We start from the raw sequence: 24,295 nt of genomic DNA on the forward strand, positions 1-24,295 counted from the left end.
CCTTAAAAACGAATTAAAAGCGAATCAAACACTACCCCAAGGGGACCTTGCCAATGACAGCTTCCATAAGCGTGGCAAAAAACAGAAACTATTACCTTGACCTTGCCAATCAAGATTACTATCACCGAGAAAAGTCAGGCTTCTGGGCTGGCAAGGGAGCAGAGAAACTTGGGCTTCAAGGTGAAGTCACAAAAGAGGATATGGGGCATATCTGGAAAGGATTTGCCCCGGATGGTTCAACTAAGTTAACTCAAAACGCTGGAAAGCAAGGACGACGATCAGCTTGGGATATTACGTTTAGCCCAGATAAAAGTGTTTCTGCTGTCTGGGCTGTTGCTGATAAGGATATTCAAGCGAAGATAGAAGCTGCTCATCATCAGGCTGTCTTAGATGCGGTAAGTTACCTTGAAGATAATGCCTATACTCGTAGAGGGCATGGGGGAACTCGGCAGGAAGGAGTAGGTTTAGTTGTTGCTACGTTTCAGCATGGAGCTTCAAGGGCCGGTGACCCGCAGCTTCACACCCATGCACTAACAATGAATATTGGGGCAAGAGAAGATGGTACCTTTGGCAGCATTGATTCTCAGCACCTTTACACCTCCAAGATGGCGGCAGGGGCTGTATATCGCTCAAGTCTAGCCACTAACCTAGAAAAAGACTGTAAGTTACCCCTTGAATACGAGAAAGATGGCTCGTTTAGAGTGTCTGGTGTCCCTCATGCATTAACCGATTATTGGTCCAGTAGAAGCCATCAGCTAAAGGAGCACTTAAAAACACAGGGAATAGAAGAGACATCTAAAAATAAAGAACACGCTGCGGTTGCTACCCGATCAAAGAAAGAGAAGTTTCACAGAGATACGTTAAAGAAAGGGTGGCAGCAGACAGCTAAGGGATATGGGTTTACTCCAGAGGTGATTCGTTCCTTGATGAAGGAGAGAGAAGAACCTTCTGAGTTTGAGAAAAAACAGAACGAAGGAATCGTTTTAAGGGAAGCCCTGGAAAAATGCACCTATCACCAGTCTTATTTCCAGGAAAAGGAACTGGATAGAGCCTTGGCGGAAGCCTCTGCTGGTAAGGGGATGACCTATAGCGATCTTAAGTCCATCAAGCAAGGCTTTATGGAGTCTCGTGAAGCTGTAAGTCTTGGGGCCGATAAGCGGCATCGGTACTTCACTACGATGGAGCAAATGGACTTAGAGGCAAATCTTAAGGACTATACGAACTACTTAGCCGAGGATAGGTCCCACTCTGTAAATTCTAAGGCGCTGTTTCAGGCCCTTTCTAATAAGCCAACCATGTCAGGTGAGCAGCGAAGAGCGCTCGGGCATGTCGCTACACCTGGAGGGCTTAAGGTGATCAGTGGTATGGCTGGTACGGGTAAGACATTTTTTATGGATGCTGCTCGTGAAACCTTTGAGGGCAGTGGCTACAAAGTGCAGGGATTAGCCCTAAGTGGTAAAGCCGCCTCTGGCCTCCAGGCAGAGGCTAAGATTGACAGCCGAACGTTAGATAGCTTTTTCTTTGCCCTGGATAAGCAACGCCAGGAGCAAGAGACCGCAAATAAGCTTAGGACCGGGCAGACTCAAAAGAAGCCTCAATTTGGGATTGATAATAAAACCGTGCTTATGGTCGATGAGGCAGGCATGGTAGATACTCGCCGGATGACTCGGCTATTTCAGGAAGCAGATGATGTCGGGGCGAAGGTGATCCTTGTAGGTGATCACAGACAATTACAGCCAGTGCAGTCAGGTGGTGCATTTCAATCAGTTTCAAAGCAGGTTGGGACGGTCGAGCTAAAGGAAATTAGACGTCAGCAAAATGAATGGGCAAAGCAGGCAGTTCATGACTTTGCCGATGGCAATGCTAAAGCGGGGCTTAAGGCGTATCAAGATCGTGGGCTGATTACGGTTAAAGCCAAGAAAGATGACCTTTATCAGGCGCTAATTAATGATTGGTCTGATGCTGGTGGTGTAGAGAATGCCAAGGATCATCTGATTCTGGCCAATACGAATGCTGATGTAAATGCGATCAATCGGTTAGCTCAGGAAAAACGTAAGGAGGTTGGTGCTTTGGGCGAACGGCATACCTCTATCAACGGGGAAACGCTCTATGAAGGGGATAGGGTGCTGTTTCGCCAGAATGATAAACGGCAGGATGTCAAAAATGGGATGGGCGGGACGCTTCAGAAAATTGACCTTCTAAAAAAGCAACTTACGGTAACGCTTGATAATCAAGAATCTAGGACATTTTCAAAAGATGAGTACGATCAGCTATCTCTTGGCTATGGGGTTACAACTCATAAGTCACAAGGAATGACTGTTAAGAATTCTTACGTCCTCGCAGGTGGTCGTATGCAGGACAGAGAGCTTACCTATGTGCAGATGAGTCGGGCCAAGGAGCAGACTCGGATTTATGCCCAAGGGGAAGCGAAGAAGAAGGCGATAGATACGCTTCAGAGTCAGATGGAGCAGTCTAATCAGAAAACGCTGGCTCGGGATTGGAAGCCTCCGGTAGAGCAGGCAAAGAAGGTGAATGCGGGGAAAAAGGTTGGTCTATCTCGTTGACGATGTTGGACATCATAGCTCGCCCTAAAGTGAGGGTAGGCTCATGACATGGATTTTTCTAGTAACTGGTTATAAGGTAAATAATTTCTAATCAGCTCAAATCCCATCTAAGGGTAGTACATATACTAAAGCTTGCTAGTATTACTCAAATCGACAGATTAGGCAGAAAATTTCACAACCCTTCGTAAAAGGGGACATGAATCAATACCTCAATTAAAAATTCGTGTGTTTTCTAGTAGGCAGTGTTTGGAAAGACTGACATCTTGATGTGAAGAAAACGATCCTAATATTAACAGCCAATCCTAATCAGACTAGCAGACTGCGTTTGGATAAAGAGATAAAAGCGATTGAAGCTGGGTTACGGCGCTCCTACAATCGAGAGCAATTTGAGATTATTACCAAATGGGCTGTAAGCCCTAGAGACTTGAGACGGGCCTTATTAGATCACAAGCCTCAAATCGTACATTTTTCTGGCCATGGAGTTGGTCAAGAAGGACTAATTTTAGAAAATGAAATAAGTAACGGGCCAAAACTTGTCAGTGCTTCAGCTTTGGCTAGTCTATTTGAATTATTTAAGAACGAGGTAGAGTGTGTCTTGCTGAATGCCTGCTACGCTGAAGTGCAGGCTGAAGCGATTGGTCAGCATATTCATAACGTAGTTGGAATGAAACAGGCCATCGAAGACACAGCCGCTCTAGAATTTGCTGTAGGTTTTTATGATGCCTTGGGTGCAGGACGTTCCTATGCAAATGCTTTTGAATTTGGTAAGGCTGCAATTGCTCTAGAAGGACTGTCAGACACGAGTACTCCTGTATTTAAACAAAGGAAATTATCATTTTCTCATCGAAGTGAGAACAAGGATAACTCTCAGAAAACTGAGGCTTTAAGACTCCTATGGAGAAGATTATTGGTAGGGCCATCGCTATCTGAACTTAGAAAAATCCTACATGAAATAGAACTCCTACTTGAAGAATATCCCAAAGATCCTGAGTCGGAATTGCTTAAAGCTGAAATAAAAAAAGATTTTATAAAAGAGGAAACAGTTTTACCAAAGAAGAGTATTGAAGAATTAGAAAGTTATGTTCCACGCAAGATAAAAGTTGAATTTTGTCTCATAAACGAGAAAGCTGAAATCATCGAGAACCATGAGAGTCAAACAGAATATTACAGAGAAACGTTGGACAACGGAGGAGTCACATTAGACCTGATTAAAATCTCTGGTGATATTTTTAAGATGGGTTGCCCTATTGGTGAGGCAGGAGGAAATACTGAGATGCCTCAACATAAGGTGCAGATTAATGAATTTTGGATAGGAAAGTATCCTGTTACGCAAGAACAGTGGCAATATATTGCTTCAATGCCGAAAGTCTCCAAAGACTTGGAACCAAAACCCTCAGCATTCGAAGGGAAAACTCATCCTGTAGAATGTGTGAGTTGGTATGACGCAAAAGAGTTTTGTCAAAGGCTTACCCAAGCTACAGGCATATCCTATCGTCTCCCAACAGAAGCAGAATGGGAATACGCCTGTCGGGCTAAGAGAACAAGTCCATTTTACTTTGGCCCTACGATTGCCTCAAATTTAGCAAACTACAATGGCAAAGAAACTTATTGCATGGAACAAAAGGGGAAATATCGTAAGCAAACAACCTCAGTTGGCAGCTTTTACCCAAATAGATGGGGAATCTATGACATGCATGGCAATGTATGGGAATGGTGCTTAGACCACTGGCATAGTAACTACGGAGAGAAACCAGAGAACTTAAAGCAAAACGGTAACACTCCATGGATTTCGCTCAACGAAAACACTGATCGTATCTTACGTGGCGGTAGTTGGAAAAACTTTCCGAGGCGTTGCCGTGCTGCCCACCGTTTCAGACATCAACCGGGAGTCAAACTTAACTGCTTCGGATTCAGAATTGCGTGTAGCATTGCATATTCTTAATACTTTCTTTGTACTACAAAAAACCTTTTGCCGTAAGCAATCTTCCTCTTATCTTAGTACAAGGCACTTTACTAGCTTTGGTTACTTTTGTAAGTATAACGCCAGACCGACTTAGAAATAATTTACTATCTATATAAATAAATAGTAGCCACATATCCCTAACTCAGACATCTTACAAATTATTTATTGCTATGGATTCTGAACAAATTAAACCTTTAGCAGAAGCTATCAACAATCTTTGGCTTATTGTAAGTTTTGTTCTGGTTGTCATGATGCAACCAGGATTCGCATATTTAGAGGCGGGGTTAATTCGTTCCACAAATGTCATAAATGTTCTGTTTAAAAATGCCGTTGATTTCTGCCTTGGTGGAATTTGTTTTTTTTTAATTGGTTACAGTTTAATGTGGAACATTCACCCTGATTGGGTGTTGAATGTTTATTCTTATGATTTAAGTTTCATTGGGAAGCCAGCAATAGGATGGTTAAACTTCTCTTCGGAATTCCCAGGCGGTATATTACCTAGAGTTCACTTCCTCTTCAATCTTGCTTTTGTTGGTACTACTATTACCATTTGTAGTGGCATAGTCGCAGGAAGAATAAAACTTCAGGCTTACTTTTGGCTTGTTGGAGCGATCACGACAGTAATCTATCCTATCGTAGGGCATTGGGTATGGACAAAGTACGGTTGGCTTAATCAGCTGGGATATTATGATTTTGCTGGGTCTTCAGCCGTACACTGTGTTGGGGGATTTGCTGGTTTAGCTGGCGCTTGGATTCTTGGACCTCGTATAGCTAAAGCTGACAAAAATGAACTTGCCCAATATAGAGCTGCCGAAGTAGCCAACTACCGACAGACAGAGAATAGACCTCACAATCTCAGCCTTTCGACTCTAGGTACATTCCTGTTACTAATAGGATGGCTTGGATTTAATGGTGGTAGTGTTGGGGCACTTATTACATTGTCTGACAATGGAATGTTTGAGTTTAACGAAACGGTAGGCACCGTACTACTTAATACTATTCTTTCATGTTTTGGAGGTGGACTTTTTGCAACAATCACCTCCGCTGTCATTAATGGATTTAACAACAAACGATATAAGCACGCTCAGCACCGTCTTCAGTTTGACCTCGAACATACATTAAATGGCTTGTTAGGAGGTCTAGTTGCAATTACGGCGGGCTGTGATATTAACATGTATCCTGGAGTAGCCATTTTTATTGGATGTGTTGCTGGTATTAGTGTTGTTAGTATTATCACAATGCTTAACTTGAAATTTTTCAAGGAGAGGATAGACGACCCAGTTGGAGCATTTGCTGTTCACGGTATCTGTGGTATTTTAGGCATTTTAGCAGTTGGGTTTTTAAAAAGTAATTTTATTATTCAAGTCATTGGGGTTTTTGTTATATGTTCTTGGTCATATCTAATATCATTTGCACTATTCCGAACTCTTAAAAAGTTTGGACACCATCGTGTATCGGCTCACGATGAACTCCATGGCTTAGACTATACACATCATGGTAAATCTGGATACTATCTTCGCCGCGATAGTTTATTTAACCCAGGCAGAAAGATTCCAATAAGTGAAGGTGATTTACGAGAAGAACTTCTCACATGGAGGCAGACGGCAGTTCAACTTAGCGTGACAGGGCGATTCTTAGGCTATGACACGAAATTTAGGGAACGCCTTGATGCATGGATTCAATGGGCCGAAACTCAGTGGGGAAAAGATCCACGAGGTTTAAGGCTTCTGAAAGAAGGTCTTAAATTAATCGAAGAAGAAAATGATGAACTTTTCGATGATGCATACTCCTTAATTTGTGAAGGATTTGAGATCATAACTGGTATTACTAGATTTAAGTTGAGTCGAGAGGCATTTGAAGCTATCAAGGAAAGTGCTGGAGATAATGCAACGTTTCAAAAAATGAATGAAGTGATAATTCAAGCCATCATGAAGGGAACACCTTTCATTGAAGCATCATCAGATTCAGATGATAGTCAAAAGACTGAATGAGAGATTCAAGGCAATCGAAACGTTTCTTGCAACGTTTCGATTGATTGACAGCTAATTTGTTAGTTTAAGTTTCCAATAATATTCTCTTACTTCAGTGACACTATTTTTGCTCATTGCCTCATCCTTCAAATATGAGACACAGAAAGCTTCTAGCATTCTGTTGCCACCAGATATCTAAAAAGTGATTAAAGCTAGTTGTGTCTAATGTTCTTCTTTAAATATCGTTAAAATACTCAAATTCTATCTTAAAGTCGAATCCGTTCAATTTCATCGAGACTGATAGCGTCATCCCTTCTGTCATAAAGAGCTGTAGTCCTTACGTCTTCATGGGCTGCCACCTTCTGAGCATTATCCCTAGACCCACCATGCCTAAGAAAGTTAGTGATACCACTCGCCCTGAAGGTATGGTTACAAGCGTCAGTACTCACGCCAGCAGCCAGCGCTCGACGCTTTACCATTGCCCAAGCTTCCTGCCGCTGGAGACGCTTACCAGAAAGTCTTTTGCTTCGACCTGGCGCTGTCTGAAATAGGGGAGCATCTTTCTGATTGCCTAAGCTCGATTCTTCAATATAAGCATCAAGATATTCTTCAGCCTTGTGATGAGCTGGTACCTCATGGTACTTTCCACCTTTTTCATGTAGCCTAAACCAAGTACGCTTGCCTTTATGGAAGAAGTCTTTAACATCCATACCTAGCACTGCACCAATACGAGCAAAGCTATAGAACATTGTGGCTATGAGCGCTTTGTCACGAAGGCCAACAACATGAGAAGTATCTATTGAGCTTAAAAGCTGTACCATCTCTTCATCAGAGAAAACAGGGGTTTTGCCAACTTTAACTCGATGTTTTACTCCACGGACTTCAGCGGCAGGGTTATCTATTACTACACCTCCTATAGAAAGCCACCGAAAAAGAGAACGAATCGCTGATAGATGTTGGTTCTTCGTGAGTGCTGAGCCTAGGTGAAGCTCGATGTATCGTGAAATGACGATAGAGTTTATCTGGTCGATCTCTAAACCTGGATAAAGAGATTCAAGCCAGTCGAAGAACTTAGTTAAGGCTCGGTAGTAAGCAAGCCTTGTGTTAAGGTTTCGAATCTCAGCAGCGAAGAATTCAACGAAGCGGTACGTAGCACGTTCACCAGACCTGGCAAAGACTTCAGGCAGTACAAAGTTTGCTCCTTGAAGTCCAGGAGCTTCTTGAGGTTTTGTTATTAGATCTGTCAATGTTAAGCCTTTAGTTTCCCAAAATGAGGCGATGTTTTTGAGAGACTTCAGTATTACATAAAAAGGGATTATGTCATACTGAAAAACTTAATACAATGAGGTTCAAATTAGCGTAATAGTATCGAAGAAGCATAAATATTTTTTGCAATAAATTTTACATGTTATGAATATTAACCTGATGTTTTTGCATTCTTAAAAGTTTCTATCGCTTCTAGCGAGTTAATAAATCTCCAATGCCAAGGTTCATACTTGACACCTTGTATATTGTTTTTTGGGAAAGATAGTTCGAAGCCAAATTCTTGAGCGTGACTAGTGAGCCACACAAATGCTTCAGTTGACTCAAAATTACTATTGATGTCTGCCTCTGGGACATGACCATCAGCTAAGTCAATAGCAAATCCTGTATGGTGTTCACTGTAACCTGGCGGAGCACTAGATTTAGCAGCTTTTTCAATAGACCCTTTGATTTTAGCTTGTCTATCAAATATTTCCTGTTGCTTTAGATAACCTCGAAACCCCGAGGCTGGAACAATCCATACACCTTCATCTCTTGCTGCATAAATCATTTTCATTAATGAAAATGCAGCATCTGGCATAAGACTCTCAAACCTCTGATATTCGCGCTGTCCATAACTAGAAATAGTAACCAGACTTTTAGGATTGGCCTCTGTATATGGAAGGTGACCAAATTTTGACAACGTATTAAGGGAAGAAGTATTTGAACTCTTTGTACTAATAGGAGTTGTATTATGGAGAGTGATGGGAGCTTGTGAAAGTTTTGAGATAGATGTCGATTCAGGGAGAATTGGTCTGAAATGAACAGAGTGCCTTAATGAATGACTTTCAAAAAAATTTCCAATTACGTATATATTGAGAAGAACTCCCAAGGTGACTAGAAAAAATCTTAGTAACGTTGCAAGTCGTGGTGATAGATTAAAAAACTGGTTCACTGTGTACTCAATCCCCAACCATCGAAACCGTTTACAAGCAATGAACTATGCTATTGGTTATCAAGTTTAACCAAATGACTAGCCATCCAACCATATTTATTTTTACTAGGGCTATAAATTTTATACCATAGGAAATTGTCCGAATTATATTTACCTTCTACTACTTGAATACGGCTACCAACAGGCAACTCGAAAAGAACTTTCGCATTTATAGTGATCCCTGCCCGAGCATTTTTAGTTTTAGTAGGATCGCCTATAACAACTGCATTTGTAGCATCTTGTTGTGGAACAGGAGAAGGTTTAGGGGTCGAAGGTTGCTGAGGGGATGAAAATCTAGGAGTTGGCTCTGATTTAGGAGGAGTTACAGTTTTAACAACAGCTAAAATTGGTGGATCATTAATTGATTTTACAATAATAGCCATGTTAGCTGTATTTCCTCTACCACCATCTGCAACATCTATCTTCAAGGAATCATTTCCATTGAAATTAGCTTTCCCTTTATAAGTAATAGATTTTGGATCTGCTAAAGTCGTCTTGACTTTGTTAAAAGCTCCGGAGAGGGTTACTCGATTGCTCCCATTGCCAGAGATTTCACTATCCTCTAATCCTCCACCTATATTATCTTTGACACTAATCGTTCCATGATCAACTTTCAGAGTCACCCTAAGCGTTTTACTGTCTGGATCATCAATAGTAATTTGACCAAAGGACAATTCTGCGTCTTCATCAACCGTTTGTTGACTCTCACTAAAGATGATCGAAGGTATTTTATTGCTTGGCTGAACTGCAATTTTAATGTTTCTTTGATCTGTTTTAGCCTTTTCAGCGTTGGGTGGCCAAATAAGTGCCTTATCAAAATCCTCAGGAATATCTACCCCCCCATCATCAATAGTGATTTTGAGAGTCTCATCATTAGAACCTTTATAAGTAATTGCGTTGGGTGAAGATAACGTTGTACTAAGTTGTTTTGCGTTTCCAGAAAGTCTAACCTCATTCGAGTTATTTTTCTCAATTTGCTGAGCTTTTACACCATCTGGAATTGAGTCCTTAACAGCAATTACTCCACGATTCACATTAAGAATCATGCTTAAGTTCTTTGTACTATCAGGATCATTAAAAGCAATTTCAGTAATCACAAGTGGCTTAGCTTCATTTGCCGTTTGAGTGCTAGGAACTGAAAGTTTTGGCGCTTTATTTTCTTGAGTGACAAATATATTTCTTGTTAAAGAGTTACTTGGAGCGCCAGCATCGTCAATTACTTGAAACTCCACCTTACGTAATCCCAACTTTGGAGATTCAGAAACGTTATGATAAGTGACATTTCTCATTAAGGCTTGAACTACTTCAGGGGTAGCTTGAGAATTTAAATTAATAGTTAAAGGTTCTATCCCTGAACCATTACTTAATTCACCAATGGTAACTCTGTCATAGCTAACCTCACTTCCGCTTACACTTATTTGATCTCTCCCCTTACCTTGATTGCGAATACCAAGACGATCATCAGGAGTGCCATTTTCAGAAAATCTAACTATTAGCTGACCTGTATCAAAATTAGTTGAGTCGATATCACTTACGCTAATACGATCACTTAATGTAATGCCTGGATCAATTGGTTCCGGTTGAGTGATTTTAGGGGGACTCTTTGGTGAATTCTTAGCAAGAGTTTCTGACAGTTGAGTCAACCCAAATGTACTAAGAGACATAGCAAACAGCCCTCCACAAGCCATCCCCCATTTTAAGTTTTCTGCTAGCCAGAGACCAGGTGAGAGTTTTTTTGAGATGGTTTTAATCTCTGAATCCGAAGATTTACGCCATTTATCTAAGACAAAACGTAAATTCTCACGATCTTTCTTTTTCTGTACTAACCCCTCTGGTATGAGATTCCGAATACTAATACGATAACTTGGAGTATTGTACGTAGCTAACCAAGGAACGAGCTTTCCAAGATACCAATCCTGGGGAGCTTGGCCAGCCACAACAGGTGAAGCAAATTCTTGCTCTTTGCTACTTTGCTGAATGCCTAAGTTTTCTTTGATTTTTCTGATTTGACGAACCTCTTCACGATCAAACGCGTTAGCAAAATTAGCTGATGCGCGTGCAGCAACTTGCTGAGCCATAGGCTGGCTATCGTCTTTAATCCATCGATGCATTACTGTTTCTACAGCAGTTGAAGGCCTTTCAGCATTCACCCATACAGGATATTTTCGCTTTGTTCCTTTCTTAATTTCAACCTCAATAATATGTTCTCCACCAGATAGTAAAGCTCTCTGGGATAGATATATTTCAGTTAGGATACGCGTAATGGTCTCTCGTTCACCTTCTGTAACCTGACCAGTCAAAGCTTGAAGTGTAGGTTCAACTTGCTCAAAATTTTTGAAGGCTTGCTGCCCAATTGCAACAAGTGCGTGAGTACGAACAAAAGGATGTATCTCTTCAGAAAGAATCTCTTGAAGATTAGCGAAGTTTCTATCTACATTAGTAGTATTCTCTTCTTCAAGAGTAGTATTACTTTCTTCAGTAAGTTCTAATTCACCATATGTCAATACCACAATCGACAACAAAATCTCACGAATTGTCACTTTATTCTTAACAACTTTAGCAGGACGTTCCTTTTTCGCTTCTTGCTGCCAAGCATCTAGTATCTCTAAAACCTCTTTTGGCCTTGATTTATAAGCCGCAGCCAAACTTCTTGAAATTGCTATAAAGAGACCGTAATCAGCATCTTTCAAGAAAAATTCTAATTCACTTTTTATCTGCTTAGTATGTCTCCGTACAATTCTAGGAAGAGTATCTTCAAGAATTCTACTGCGGACAAGCTTATTTGTATCAAGCATCAAATTTCGAAGTAACTTAATAAGTTCTTCTGACATTTGATCATAGGGATCAGCTTCCGCTGCATATCCCACAGTAAGTGCTATTGTTGACCGTATGTAATCTTGAGGTTTAGTACTTTGCTCATAATTATCTCCACTCAGATACGAGGAAACTAAGCTCTCAAGTTGCTGTTGTTCTTGCCACCTCTGAATAGTCGAAAATAGCTTTTTATCTGGATTATCTAACGCATTATTAAAATCTTTATTCCCTGTCTGGATAAATTTCCTTTTTGTCTCATCACGCCACCATGCTAAGGCATTGGCTGCAACAGCCTGTACATTAATATCCTCATCAGCTGCAAGTTTCAATAATGTATCTTCAACTGCTTCACCGGCAATTAAACCGATATTACTTAGTGTTTCAGCTACAGCTTGTCGCAGCCGTTGGCGTCTCAGTGGAGTACCATATAGTTCATATTCAAAACGCTTCACTGAGTCTTTCACAAGAGATGCCAGTATTGGCAGAGCAGCAAGAATCTGTCTACGATGGCTACCCCAGGCAATTTTCAATAGTAACTGACGCTTTGAAGATTCAACCTCAACAGTATCTTCTTGTCTGTAATGTTCTAAGTAGTTAAAGAAGCCAGTTATCTTGTCTAAGTCGCAGTAGTCTGGAGCACGTAGACTACTATCTCGCTTTTGCCAAACCTTTTCAACTAACTGTTCTAATGCTGAAAAAAATTGATCGCCATAAAGTCCATTGAAGAAACTCAGTGATATTACAAGTAAATGTTCACGCGAATCCATTTTCTGAGCATCATAATACCATTCACGAATTAAATTCTCATCGGATAACTTATTGAGTAAGTTCCGATAATGCTCAAACTGCTTATATGAGACACTACAAAAGAAATTACTCCCAGAATCTGAACGCCAAGCCTCCTTCGATTCATCTGTTATTCCAATTACATAATGATTTTTCTCTTCCGCTATACTCTTAATATTCGAAAGAGGTATACCAAATGTTTTAAAGGATAGATCAGGTAGTATAAATATTGTCGCCTTCTCAGAATTAAAAAATTCACGTTGGAGATTTATCGCAACATTTAAACTTTGAATGGATTTTTTTACTACTACTGATTCCTTTTGACTTTTACGCTCCTTAAGCAGTGAGGCAATATGACTAGCAAGATCTGGCTTTTTGACCTTCCTATCACCTGAGATAATAAGAACTCTTTGTGTTTCAAGCCATGTAACCAACTTCTTGACAGATTCAGGACTCTCAAAGTCTTTTGAGCTATACTTATCTACTGATACCTCTTCAAAAGAGACTTCACCCTTAATTACTGTCTGGTGCTCGATAGAAGTTCGGGTTATATTTTCAAATATAACGTCTCCCTCTGCACGTATATTCTGCCCCACAACAAAACTATCTTCAGTTTTTTCCTGGGCATCCGAATCATCTATGCTTTTTGTCTGGTTACCCAAATCTTCTGAGCGATTAACCATTTACTTGCTTTCCTGACTTATATCTCGAAATACGACTTTTCCGGTAGCTTCGATATCTTTACCTATGACTTGCCGACTTGTTCCCTTTTGACTTGATTTTTGATGCACACCTTCTATCTTTACTTCTTCAGCCTTAATATTGCTTCCGATTATTTGGTCAGATGGACTGAGTGCTTCAATCTGTTTTACTAATTCTTCTATCTTTAGCGCAAAGCTGTTGTCTTCAATCATCTGATCTACAAGCTCTGCTTCAAATCTTTCGATATTGCGTTGATTTGGCTGCCTTTCGACTTTTGTAAGGAATCCTTCTATTTCAGCTGCCTTAAACTTACCGCGAATATTAATGATAAGGTTGTTGATTACTTGGGAGATACCTTTCCCTAGGTTTTTTCCCCCTTCTTTAAGGGCTTCCCCAAAAATCAATGCTGAAACTGTACTGGCTAAGACGGCAAAAGCTTCCATTTAATCCTCTACGATGTACTAATTCAATATCGCTCATTCTTCCAATAAAGATTAGTACCCTTGAGGGTACTAATCTTTATTAAAAAATAGCCTTAATGGTCTGTCTGATTTAGTGACACCCCTGAACGTAGTAATTCCAGCTTAGGATTTGATGGCTGGGAGTATTGGCATACCTTAAGCATAAAAAAACTCAACAAGCTGTCACATGGAAATAAGCTCACATAGGCTATTAGAGAAAACGTCCTATTCGGTTATACGGTTCTCCCTAAAGCTCAATTCGGATAACCTTTCCAAGCAAAAATTTGCTAAGCATCCATTAAATGCATCAATCTGCCCACACATCAAATATAGTCCTGCCAAAAAAAATAAATACAAAGATTTGATGAAGTAGGCCTGAATCGTATAAAGTTATGATGATGAGTACTTGCTTTTTGTATTGACCTTGTATATATGGTTTATGCGGGTAGATTATGCAATAAAGTTCATTTCTATCATTAAATATTTCAGAAGTAGACTTCTGCTTTGCGAAAAAAATTTTCTTAAGAACTATCTTTATAGCGGTTTTAGTTCTAGTGAAGTACATCAAAAGCTTCTAATGATAGAGCTTAAGCTTTTAGACTCTGCCTCACTAGACAAAAACGTTGTATAAGATTCCGCTAACATTTCTACATCTTACTTTCAGTTCTTTAACTAACACATACAAGAACTGAATTAATGGCAAGCCAATGGAGTATAGCCTCTAGAGGAGCAAGAATTCTCAGTAGTCAAGATTTATTGGAAATTTATCAAGTATGGTTCTTATAAACTCTTTGATAAATCAAATTCTCTTTGGATTAGACCTTCAGATTTAATGTCTGTACATAATACCTGAGAGTGCAGAATATCAGCTAGAAACTGAAAGTCAAGCCTTTCAAGAACAACAAATTCCCTGTCAACCTCAGCATCTGGAAGTTTTTTAGCAATAGATGAAGCGATCATCGGATTTTCAAAGCACAAGCGTCTGTGTAGAAAGACATTTGTACTTTTTAGTTTTAATAAAGCGTATCGGAAAAATTGAAAATTTTACCTAACAATCCTTTCAGAGCACACGCATCTAACTCACCTCCCCTCTATCTCTGACAAAGACATATCACCTCCCCCCTGCCACCCTTGGAGATATCGTTTCTCTAAGAGGCAATTTCGCATGTCCGATTTATGGCAAGAGGCCCTAGATAGCCTGCCACCTCCTGTCCAAAAAGCAACACTCAAAGAAAAAGTCAAAGAACACCTAGACGACATCAACGAGCGGCTTAGACAAAAGCAAACCTACGCCGAAATCCATTGTGGACTAAGAAAAAAAGGCATCAATATTGCCATGTCCACACTTCGAAAGTACGTACAGCAGTTTAACCGTGCTGCTAAAGAGAAGTCTGCTTCCAAAAGACTCCCCCTACCCCGCCAATTTCGCTAAGGAGAAACTACCATGTCTATAGTTAATTTCGTGGTGGGAGAAAAAGGTGGTGTTGGTAAAAGCCAAGTTGCCCTTGCCCTAATTGCCTACTACACCATGCATGCGATCATACTTATCATCTGTGAAGCAGATCGCTCTAATGGTGATGTGGGCCGTGCTACTGAAGGTAAAGACGGTCACACCGTTCTCCGCCCCCATTTTAGTGAAGATGCAGATGAGACCGATAAAGCAGATGAGATCCTAGATTCTGTCCTAGAAAAGGGTGTGACAGGTGTGGTCAACTGCCCTGCTCAAAGCCATCGAGCAATGGTGCAGTGGATCTCACAAGGCAGTGCTGATATTGCTCTTGAAGAAGGCGTTCAACTAGTTTTCTGGTTTGTTACAAGCGGGGAATATGACTCCATGGCACTCTTTTTAGAGTCCCTAAAAGAGTTTAAGGATATTCCTCATATTCTCGTTAGAAACACCTTCTTTACAGACCGCTTAGACTACGACTACTCAGACCCTGAACGTAATGACACCGTTAAAGAGGCGCTTGCAACCCATAACGTGCCTGTCATTAACTTTCCAAGGTTTACACCTAAAAAAGACCTGGATCACATTAAAGCCCATAGTCTCACCTTCCTAGAAGCCCTTGAACCCAAGGGTGGCCTAACCTCCACTCGAAGAAGCCGTGTAAAGCGTGCCCTCCATCGCTTCTTTTCTGAAATTGAAACCCTTCAAATCTTAAAATCCAATGACACCTCTAAACCAGCTAATTCCGACACCAGAGAGCAAGACACCGGATCAAACTCTCCTAAAAAGTCTACTCAAAGAAAGAAGCGAAGTCGAGCAAAAACGAGTGTGGGAGATAATAGCCAAGACGGGGATATCTGAAGATGACCCGATGTTCCTGGCCATGCTCGCGATGGGGTCCATCGAAACAGCCGTAAAGGATATTCCGAAAGCAATTGCTCTTCAAGAGGAACGTCTTTCAGAGACAGTCAGTTTACTCAATGACAAAGTTGGTGAGCTAAAAGAGTACACCTTGGGGTTATCTTCTACCTCAAAGAACCTTGAGAAGAAGCTAAAGGCAAGACTGCCTCGGGCCTCCCGTAACAGTGGCCTCCTTGCCCGAGAACTTATTGGCGTAGCCCTCCTTGGTGTTCTAGCTGGTACCCTCTTTGGTCGCCCCTTTCTAAAGGGCACTGCTGCTCAACTCTGCACTCGGTTTCCTGAAATCTGTTTGAGTAAAGCAGAGGAGGCACCGGAATGAAAGGAGACAGAATTACCGTCGCTCTCCACTTTGTCGTGCTGGTGGCATTTGTCCCATTTACCTTCTTACTAATGAAAGGTGTTGTCGATGCCTTTTTTTCCAGCTTTAGCGTCGATGACACGGTGTGCCAGTGGATAGACAACCTGTTCCGACTGCCAACAGACCTTGATCCAAGGGATGCTAACAATGTCCTTGAACGTGCCCTTGCAGGGGGCACTCATCGGTGGCTTATCGATATTTGCACCTTACTTCCTACGCTCTGGCACCTTCGGTTTCTAACCGGCGCTGTCGAAGAACTTCGTCGTATCTATGGAGGCATCAATCCTCTAAATATCGTTGAGGTTCTGGGCCGCTGGGTAGCCCTAGCTGCCCTAATCCAGGTCGCGGTGCCTATCGTCGCTGTCGTGTTTTTTCACTCCATTCGGTTTGTGGTCTGGGAACCACTAGCGTTCCTGGTTGCCTGGGCACTGCTCGCCTTTCTCTTCTTTTGGGGTTGGCAGTATCCCAATCGGCGCTTAAAGCATGTTTTGAAGATTTACCACTTTGAACGCTTAAAAAGTGAGGGTTAGTGATGACAATTAGATTTTGTATTGCCTTGGGGTTTTGCCTCTGGCTTGTGCCCTGGTGTGTACCCGTAGTGCAAGGAGCTGTCAATGTAGCCCTTGCTGAGCACAGCTTAGGATGGCTTAACCCTGGAAATGCCACAGGAATGCTTTTAGGATATGCCACAGGTGGTGGGGTTGTAAGCATCATCGCTTCTGCTTCAAGGCGAACTAAACACATTAATGTAAGAGAAATTCTCTGGTGGCTCTGGGCCGTAACTCTTGTCTCTTGTCTCTACATCGGACTAGAACGCCTCCTAGTGCTTTGGGTAAGCGAAAAGGTAAGCTTTCTAGCCGCTGTTACAGTCGCAGCATTAAGCCTTGTCCAGATCACTCGAAAACAGTTTCCTGAATACCCATTTGACTCCTACGTTAGAGGTCCAAAACTTGTTACCTCAAACGAGATCCGAAAAAAGCGTGGTGAGCTTCCACCAGGACTTTCACCTTGGGGTGCTGACTACATCGACATTGAGGCTGAAACAACCCACACCATGCTCCTTGGAAATATCGGAGGTGGTAAGAGTACATTCCTAAAAGCCATGATGTCGTGGCTTGCCTGGAGGGAAGATAAGCTTTGGATTGTGTTTGACTGCAAGATAGAGCTTGTGCCCTATCTTGAGGCGCTTGGGAAACGAGTGCTTATCTTTAATCCCCTAGATAATCGTCGCGTGGCCTGGGACATTAAAGCCGATATCGTCAATGAACCACAGGTCATAACACTAGTTAAGGCCTTTATTCACGATGAGGACGGCCAAGAAAGCTACTGGAGTCAGTCAGCTCAAAACCTCTTAATCAGTGTCATTGGCTTTTTTATCCGTTCTGGAAAGTGGTGGGACTTAAGAGATGTCCTCCTTGCTTGCTCTAGTGCAGACTGCTTAAAAGCCATTCTGGGTGAGGATACGTTAAACACCATTATTGCAGAAGGCTTAGAGGGTAAAAGCGAAAGTAGTGGCACCAATGACTACATGCTTACCCTAAATAATCGCTTACGTCCCCTCCGTGTTATGGCTGCCCTTTGGCATACTGCTGAGGAAAAGGTCAGCCTTAAAGCCCTCATTGAAAACGATGACTTTGGCAATACCGCCATCGTCTTAGGGAATGACAATACCTCTGGCGCAACCGTGCAAACGCTTAATGCAATTTTGTTTGAGCGTTTGGTAAACCTTATTTTAGATTTACCGGATGATAGGCTACGGCGTATCTGGCTTTGGATTGATGAAATCTCTGAAGCATCTCAGTTTGTCAGCAATAATCTCGTTCGGTTTATGACCATTGCGAGATCTCGGGGTGGATGTGCGGTGTTATCAGCTCAAAACACCGCAGGCATTGACGCCAGGTTTGGTGAAAAAGCGGCAAAGCAAATTCTTGAACTATCAAGCCGTTTGGCTGTTTTAGGGGGTGTTGATGGGGATACAGCTCGCACAGTTTCTGAAACATATCTGGGTGAAGTAGAGAGAATAGAAGCCCAGGTTGGCTATTCAGAAGAGTATCAGGGCACTGAGCGCGAGGTTGGAGAAACCTTTAAGCGTAAAGGTGACAAGGAAGTTAGCCCTACATTTAGGCGTGTTAAACGGCTCCTGGTGCCAAAGGAGCAACTGTTTAGTTCATCAATTCCACAAACTGGAGTCACCAATGGTTTAACTGGCCTCTTTTTAGGAGGGAAAGGTGGCCATCATTGGCACACGTATTCCTGGGATGAGATTAAGTCGATGCAAATTGATGTGGAGGAAGATATCTTAGCCTATGACCGAATTGGAGATGAAGATACGGGGCTTAGACTTGCCCCCTGGAGTGAGGAAGAGCTAATTAAATGGGGACTTTTGGATGCTGGCAGTCAGTTGGAACAACTCCCAAAGGAAAGTCCCCTCTTTCCTCGTGAGGGTGACAACTCTAAAAGTCTCTCTCGTGCAGATGTCGTTAGGATTCTTAAGATTGAAGACAGTGAGCTGGATGAAATTGCTTCTTGCTGTAGCCTACCTTATGGGCTGGAAACATTTTCAAAGCAGGAATTTACCGAGCTTATAGGCTGGATCGGGCTTGAACTCTTAGATATTTCAGTGGATTGGGAGGATACGGGCAATGACCGATGATAGAAGCTCTCATAATCGTCGAATAGAGTCTAGTACGGCAGATGTAGAAAGATTTAGACAAAAGTTTGAAGGTTCAAATAGTAAATATGCTCAAAGAATCATTGAGCCCAGAGGGAAGCTAGCTAAAAAGCCTGGGGTGATGGAGAAGCTTCGTGCTCGGGCGAATAGGGCTGGAAGGACTGTTCGAATTTGGGGAATTGGCAATCCGGCTAAAGATGACCCTGATAAAGAACGGATAACCTATAAGGTCCGGGGTGGAAAGCTTACAGCAGTTGATAAAGATGGCAATATTGTAATGGAGAAAAAAGAGAGAGGTCTTGAAAAGTATAATGGCCTCACCCTTCAAGGTGAGCCTGGCAAGAAGGGAGATATTGAGCTTAAAGGCAGTTGGTGGAATCGGTTAAAACTTCAGCGAGGTAATCAGTATGTGACTCCTCGGGAAAGACGAGAGGCGGTTTCAGATAAGGTTCAAGGTTTTGGGTATGGGATTATAGGCTTATTTATTCCGAAAAGAGGCGAGGAGAAATCTCAGCATTCTAAGGATTCTAAGGATTCTAATATCAAGAAAATCCTTAAGATGAGATTTCGGCGCAATCGGAAGGATAGATTACAGGATTTAGAACGAGGAAGGGACCACTAAGGCAGACTCTTATTTTAAGAGTAAGAGTTTAACTTTCCTGAGCTATGTACAGCTAGAAAGCCCTAGCTGTACATAGCTGACTCTTTAAACTCCCAAAAGATTCAATCCATCAGACGCCCCCTAGTGAAGGAAAAAATGGACAAGAGCAACCAAGAAAGTATTTCTTTCGATTTTGTTGTCAAAATGCTATTGTCTCAGTGTTTCAAAGCCAAATATAGAACAGGTCTAATATAATGATGAGGATATACTGAACAGTCTCAGTATTGGTGAGGTCTCGGCTCTACTAACAGTCGTATTCACCTGTCTGATTACAATTGCTAATATCCTCATGTGGCTGTCAACTCGTCGCACTATTCAGCTACAAGTAGCCAGTAGTCAAAGCCTAAATTATCAAGCCTTGATTCAAAGCCACCGTGAGCTAATGTTTGGCCTCATAACCCATCCAGAAACCCTACAAGCCTTCGCCCTGGCCAACGACTTTGATAGAGACAAGTGGAGACTACAAATGCTCTCCACATTTTTCATCAATCATGCCTGGATGCATTTTGTAATCTTTGAACATGACACATTTGACCATATTCACCTCGAAAGCTTCAAACGGGATGCCCAAGAGATGTTTACCTGGCCATCGATTCAGGAACGCTGGCAACAAGCGAAAATCTCTTATCCTGAAAACTTTCGTACATTTGTAGAGACTGAATTACTCACAAAGTCTGCCGTATTTGAAAACGATTGATGTGGACTGTTCTTTAATCTTCGGTTTCTGAGAGTAATTCTTTGCCAGTTGGCTTAAGCGATCCATCCCCATTGAGATAGTTATAGAGCGTTGCCCGTGTTACTCCAATTTGGGTTGCGATCGCAGTCATACTCAGATCCGATTCAGCCAAAGCCGTTATCGCTTGTTTGAGCATCGAAGCGGTCATTTTACGCTGCCCCCCTAGTACTTGCCCTCGTTGCCTAGCCACTGCATGGGCTGCAAGTGTCCGCCTACGTAAAATCTGAGTTTCCAGGTCATTTAAGGCAGCAACGATATCAATGGCGAGCTTTAGGTTGATATGGGCGGTATCAAAGACAACGCCTGGTCCAGCTAAGACCTTAAAGCCAGCATCACGCTCCAAAAGGTCCTGCAAAATCGTTTGAAACTGAACTCGACTGTCTATCAGGAAATCCAATCGCCAGACAATTAACCGATCTCCAGCATTTAGCGCATTAAGGCAAGCTTCTAACTGAGGGCGCTTTGACTCCTGCTCAGTATCCATATCGCTATAGATATTAGATGCAGGAACTCCGGCATCTAGTAACGCTTGGTGCTGAGCGTCCCGCACCGACTCATCATCGGCTTCCGAGATGTATTTGTAACCAAGCAGCACCAGGTTCCCCCTCTCCAGTGCCTATCGAAAGGCGAACTAACGATGCCACTCTATCGGTTCAACACCGCTTGGCGGATACATCAGAACTAAGTTGTAAAATTGATCATGACTAGATTGACAGTCTAGATATTGCTCCCTTACAGTAAGGTCATTCCCCCTTTCAATCTGTATTTGTGTTGTTTACGCCCTAAATTCAGGGTGAAGGAGTCTTATTGTGTCAAATTCGCTCCAAGTACTCATCAAGCCTTGTGTAAGTGGCAGTTGCCCCGCTCTTTATCAGGATGAGCAAGGACGTATCTTCATTCAAGGCAGTAAGCTTGCTTCAGATACACGAACTTCCATTTCAGTTTCAGAGGATGAAGAAGTGGTTGAAATCAGCCCAGATTTACTTGACTATCTGCGATCAGCTGAAGTCTAGAACTGACAAATACCAAAGGTTAGCTTGTAAAGCAGCTGTCATATTGGCTTCTTTGGTAACTGAACACTGTGGTTAGGAGTTGGGCGTTTTTCCTTCCAGCTCCTAAAAGCTATACGCATGGTTCTGAGGCAAGGAAGCAAACTTTAGACAAAGGACATTCCTTTACCCAACTACACAGTAGAGGATAGATCGAATCTGATGGACGACCTAAATCAATTTCAGATTGACAACGATGGAAATTTTGACAAGAAATTTACAGACAATAGTATTGCTTCTGACTCAGGGGTTACTGTCTATTTTAGAGACATAGAAAATAAGCTTATCTCTCACATTCATGAAGCTGACGCTGTTTTCGGGGCTGTTGCATGGTTAACCAGCCCCACAATTTTGGATGCTTTATCAGAAGTCAGCAATGTTTCAATTATTGTTCAAAAAGAAGATTTTCTGAGGCCAGATATAGGAGTAAGGAGTAATTTCAAAAGTACATTGAGAAGAATGTACGACAATTTGAAGTGTAAATTGCTTAGAGCCTCATTCAATAACATCCTTCAGTCAGTCTCCATACTTGGTGACCTTTCTATTGAACCAGTGCGATGTGTGGGTAATCACAACAGGGAGAAAAAGCCAGCATTTCCTCGTATGCATAATAAATTTTTAGTTTTTGCAAACGTTGAAGCTGGTGAAAAGGAATATTCTTTTGAGGTTATCAAGCCCTACGCTGTTTGGACAGGTTCATTTAACCTAACCAAGAATGCTATCAGGTCTCTAGAGAATGCGTTATACATTACTGACTCCAAAATAGTGAATGCTTATTTTCAAGAGTATGGACAAATTGCAGCTATGTCGGAAAAACTTGACTGGGAAACAGATTGGGCTGCTCCTCAGTGGCGAATAGGCACATAAAATTAATATTGGATCAAAGTGACTGAACAACCAATAAACTTGTTGAAGTCGAAGAGAGAATCAAACGGTAAGCAACGAACCTCTGAATCGTAGGGGAAGACATTCAGAATTAGAGAAATACGGCACACTTGATATACAGCCCTGATGTCACTGCGTTTGAACGTGCCTTATGTCTCATCTATCCCCCTCTACAGAGTCACCACCATTTATCCCGGCAGACGATAAACGGCGTCAATTAATTCAACGGTTAGAGCATCCTGCTCGCCTTCTCGTGGATGAGACACGCTTAGATCTTGATAGCCCATGCCCACTTAACATCGCACCGTGGCATTCGACAAAAACATTGGTCCCGTATGAGCAGCTACCCAAACTGTATTTGGACATCGAAACCTTGGGGCTAGATCCGGCAACGGATCGGATTATTGCCATCGGTCTTCGGGATGAACGCCAGGTCTCTTACAAAATCACCCATCAGGACGAATCATGGATTTTGCGTCAGGCGTTGGCTGCGATCGCAAAGAAACAGCCCAAGCTGCTGCTGGGCTATAACCACCTGGCCTTTGACCTACCATTTATCATCGAGCGCTGCCGCATTCACCATATCCGTCATCCGTTTACGGTCAGCAACCGTGAAAAACGGATTGGTGGTGCCCGTATTAACGGCAAAGCGATTAGGTTTCATCCGATTTATGCCAAGGGCATGGACCTGGTTGATGTGTATCACCAGGTGCTAATCAATGACTTTTCAGCCCGACATCTGACGCGCTATACCCTCAAGCAGGCGGCTCTTCAACTGGGTGTTCGTGATGTGCCCAGACTTGACCTATCCTATTTGAAAATCTGCGATCTTTGGGCTAAGGGGCAAACCGAGCCGATTCTTGAGTACCTAGAATATGACCTGGAGGATACCGAACGGCTGGCTGACTATCTAGTCCCTGGTATCTACTATCAGCAAGAATTTATCCCTGGTATGAGCGTGCAGGCCCTGGCAGTCAATGGCAATGGCACCAAATGGCAGCGGATCTTAGAAGATCAATATTCAGATCGGCCAGTCCCTGAAACTGATGATGTGGTTGAGTTTGAGGGGGGGCTAACTCTGGGTGTGGCCGGACTTCACCGTAATGTCTCTAAAGTCGATGTTAGTTCGCTCTATCCCTCCATCATGCTGCGGTATGGCATCTGTTCTCGAAAGGATCCCGAGGGTAGGATGCTGAGCGTTCTGGCTAGCCGTTTAACGGAACGACTACGGTTGAAGGCCCTAGCTAAGCAAGGTGATCGCATCGCCCACCAAAAGCAAAAAGCCTCAAAAATCATGATTAATTCCTTGTATGGGTTCTTGGGCACCCCTGGCGTTGGCTATAACGACTATGAAGCGGCTGCTTTAGTGACGGCTTACGGGCGTGCCGTTGCACGCCTCATGGTGACAACTATTGAACAGGCTGGCGGTACGGTGGCCGAAGTTGATACCGATGGTGTGCTCTTTAGTGCCCTACCTGGTGAGAATGAGCGCATTTTTCGAGTAGTGCAAGCGGTACTACCTGACGGGATAACTGTTGAGCATGAGTTTCAAGCGGAAGCAGCGTTTATTCCGGCTGCACAGAATGGAATAACGGGGCTGAGTAAAAACTACCTGGTGTTTTTTGCTGATGGGAAGGTGAAATCGGCTGGACGGTTTCGAAGTCGCGATCGCAGTGAATTAGAGCGTACCTATCAGGCTTCCTATATCCAGAAGTTTTTAGAGGCTCCAGAAACAGCAGAGTTATATCATCAGGAGACCTTAGAGCAACTGAACACGGCGCAATACCCTACAAGCCAACTTAGTGTGACTCGTAAGATTCGTCGAGGTGAGAAAGCCTTGCTTGCCTTGGGCAATGAAGGCGACATAGTGACGTTCTATGAGGGACCTAATGGCGTCAAGGTCAGCAGTGGCCCTTATGACAGCCGACATTACTGCACGTTAATCGAGGAGATGCGAGCTGATGTGCTCAAGGTGACTGATCCTGAATTACTTAGTGCTACTCGACCCACACAATTAACACTGCTGTAGGAAGACAATAAAGCAGTGATACCAATGGCTAGAATTAGCAAT

At 42.5% G+C, this 24,295-nt stretch carries 19 protein-coding genes; 13 read left to right on the forward strand and 6 right to left on the reverse strand.

Annotation, left to right across the window (positions count from 1 at the left end):
* The first annotated feature begins 53 nt into the window (after positions 1-53).
* From mobF to QGP82_RS21555, 3 genes are all read left to right on the forward strand, one after another.
* Entirely contained in the window at positions 54-2,564 is a 2,511-nt protein-coding gene (gene mobF, locus QGP82_RS21545; protein WP_499060965.1) for a MobF family relaxase, read from the forward strand.
* Positions 2,565-2,889: 325 nt separating this feature from the next.
* Entirely contained in the window at positions 2,890-4,506 is a 1,617-nt protein-coding gene (locus QGP82_RS21550) for an SUMF1/EgtB/PvdO family nonheme iron enzyme (RefSeq protein ID WP_499060966.1), read from the forward strand.
* Between the two features lie 191 nt (positions 4,507-4,697).
* Positions 4,698-6,518 (forward strand): ammonium transporter, encoded by a 1,821-nt coding sequence (locus QGP82_RS21555; RefSeq protein ID WP_499060967.1) that lies wholly within the window; start codon positions 4,698-4,700, stop codon positions 6,516-6,518.
* A gap of 245 nt (positions 6,519-6,763) precedes the next feature.
* Here the strand turns inward: QGP82_RS21555 and QGP82_RS21560 are convergent, their stop codons facing one another.
* The 5 genes from QGP82_RS21560 to QGP82_RS21580 form a co-directional block, all read right to left on the reverse strand.
* Positions 6,764-7,744: a tyrosine-type recombinase/integrase gene (locus tag QGP82_RS21560; protein WP_499060968.1), complete on the reverse strand. Its 981-nt coding sequence runs from the start codon at positions 7,742-7,744 to the stop codon at positions 6,764-6,766.
* A 170-nt stretch (positions 7,745-7,914) separates the two neighbouring features.
* Positions 7,915-8,694 carry a M15 family metallopeptidase gene (locus QGP82_RS21565; protein WP_499060969.1) on the reverse strand — a complete coding sequence of 260 codons (780 nt, stop codon included), beginning with the start codon at positions 8,692-8,694 and terminating at the stop codon, positions 7,915-7,917.
* 50 nt (positions 8,695-8,744) lie between these two features.
* Entirely contained in the window at positions 8,745-13,016 is a 4,272-nt protein-coding gene (locus tag QGP82_RS21570; protein ID WP_499060970.1) for a hypothetical protein, read from the reverse strand.
* Positions 13,017-13,478, reverse strand: a complete 462-nt coding sequence (locus tag QGP82_RS21575; protein WP_499060972.1) for a hypothetical protein — start codon at positions 13,476-13,478, stop codon at positions 13,017-13,019. It lies immediately after the preceding gene.
* 798 nt (positions 13,479-14,276) lie between these two features.
* Positions 14,277-14,456 carry a hypothetical protein gene (locus QGP82_RS21580; RefSeq protein WP_499060973.1) on the reverse strand — a complete coding sequence of 60 codons (180 nt, stop codon included), beginning with the start codon at positions 14,454-14,456 and terminating at the stop codon, positions 14,277-14,279.
* A 205-nt stretch (positions 14,457-14,661) separates the two neighbouring features.
* Between QGP82_RS21580 and QGP82_RS21585 the strand changes: the two genes are divergently transcribed.
* The 7 genes from QGP82_RS21585 to QGP82_RS21615 all read left to right on the forward strand — a co-directional run bounded on the left by QGP82_RS21585 (position 14,662) and on the right by QGP82_RS21615 (position 20,251).
* Entirely contained in the window at positions 14,662-14,928 is a 267-nt protein-coding gene (locus QGP82_RS21585; RefSeq protein WP_499060974.1) for a hypothetical protein, read from the forward strand.
* A gap of 12 nt (positions 14,929-14,940) precedes the next feature.
* Positions 14,941-15,804, forward strand: a complete 864-nt coding sequence (locus tag QGP82_RS21590; protein WP_499060975.1) for a P-loop NTPase family protein — start codon at positions 14,941-14,943, stop codon at positions 15,802-15,804.
* Positions 15,770-16,183, forward strand: coding sequence for a hypothetical protein (locus QGP82_RS21595; RefSeq protein ID WP_499060976.1), 414 nt, complete (start codon positions 15,770-15,772; stop codon positions 16,181-16,183). The genes QGP82_RS21590 and QGP82_RS21595 overlap by 35 nt, the downstream gene beginning before the upstream one ends.
* Positions 16,180-16,752 carry a hypothetical protein gene (locus QGP82_RS21600; protein ID WP_499060977.1) on the forward strand — a complete coding sequence of 191 codons (573 nt, stop codon included), beginning with the start codon at positions 16,180-16,182 and terminating at the stop codon, positions 16,750-16,752. The genes QGP82_RS21595 and QGP82_RS21600 overlap by 4 nt, the downstream gene beginning before the upstream one ends.
* A 2-nt stretch (positions 16,753-16,754) precedes the next feature.
* Positions 16,755-18,875, forward strand: coding sequence for a type IV secretion system DNA-binding domain-containing protein (locus tag QGP82_RS21605; protein ID WP_499060978.1), 2,121 nt, complete (start codon positions 16,755-16,757; stop codon positions 18,873-18,875).
* A complete protein-coding gene (locus tag QGP82_RS21610; RefSeq protein ID WP_499060979.1) occupies positions 18,865-19,515 on the forward strand; it encodes a hypothetical protein in 651 nt (216 codons plus the stop codon). The genes QGP82_RS21605 and QGP82_RS21610 overlap by 11 nt, the downstream gene beginning before the upstream one ends.
* Positions 19,516-19,843: 328 nt before the next feature.
* Positions 19,844-20,251 (forward strand): hypothetical protein, encoded by a 408-nt coding sequence (locus QGP82_RS21615; RefSeq protein WP_499060980.1) that lies wholly within the window; start codon positions 19,844-19,846, stop codon positions 20,249-20,251.
* A gap of 13 nt (positions 20,252-20,264) precedes the next feature.
* Here the strand turns inward: QGP82_RS21615 and QGP82_RS21620 are convergent, their stop codons facing one another.
* On the reverse strand, positions 20,265-20,885 hold the full coding sequence (locus QGP82_RS21620; RefSeq protein WP_499060981.1) for a recombinase family protein: 621 nt from the start codon (positions 20,883-20,885) through the stop codon (positions 20,265-20,267).
* 214 nt (positions 20,886-21,099) lie between these two features.
* Here QGP82_RS21620 and QGP82_RS21625 point away from each other — a divergent pair, with 214 nt between their 5' ends.
* The 3 genes from QGP82_RS21625 to QGP82_RS21635 all read left to right on the forward strand — a co-directional run bounded on the left by QGP82_RS21625 (position 21,100) and on the right by QGP82_RS21635 (position 24,253).
* The gene (locus QGP82_RS21625; protein ID WP_499060982.1) at positions 21,100-21,303 is read left to right on the forward strand and encodes a hypothetical protein; all 204 of its coding nucleotides are present in this window, start codon (positions 21,100-21,102) and stop codon (positions 21,301-21,303) included.
* A 198-nt stretch (positions 21,304-21,501) separates the two neighbouring features.
* On the forward strand, positions 21,502-22,206 hold the full coding sequence (locus QGP82_RS21630) for a hypothetical protein (RefSeq protein ID WP_499060983.1): 705 nt from the start codon (positions 21,502-21,504) through the stop codon (positions 22,204-22,206).
* Between the two features lie 169 nt (positions 22,207-22,375).
* Positions 22,376-24,253, forward strand: a complete 1,878-nt coding sequence (locus QGP82_RS21635; RefSeq protein ID WP_499060984.1) for a ribonuclease H-like domain-containing protein — start codon at positions 22,376-22,378, stop codon at positions 24,251-24,253.
* Positions 24,254-24,295 lie beyond the last annotated feature (42 nt).

It is taken from the genome of Leptothoe sp. LEGE 181152, assembly GCF_032906605.1.
Lineage (GTDB): Bacteria > Cyanobacteriota > Cyanobacteriia > Phormidesmidales > Phormidesmidaceae > Leptothoe > Leptothoe turfae.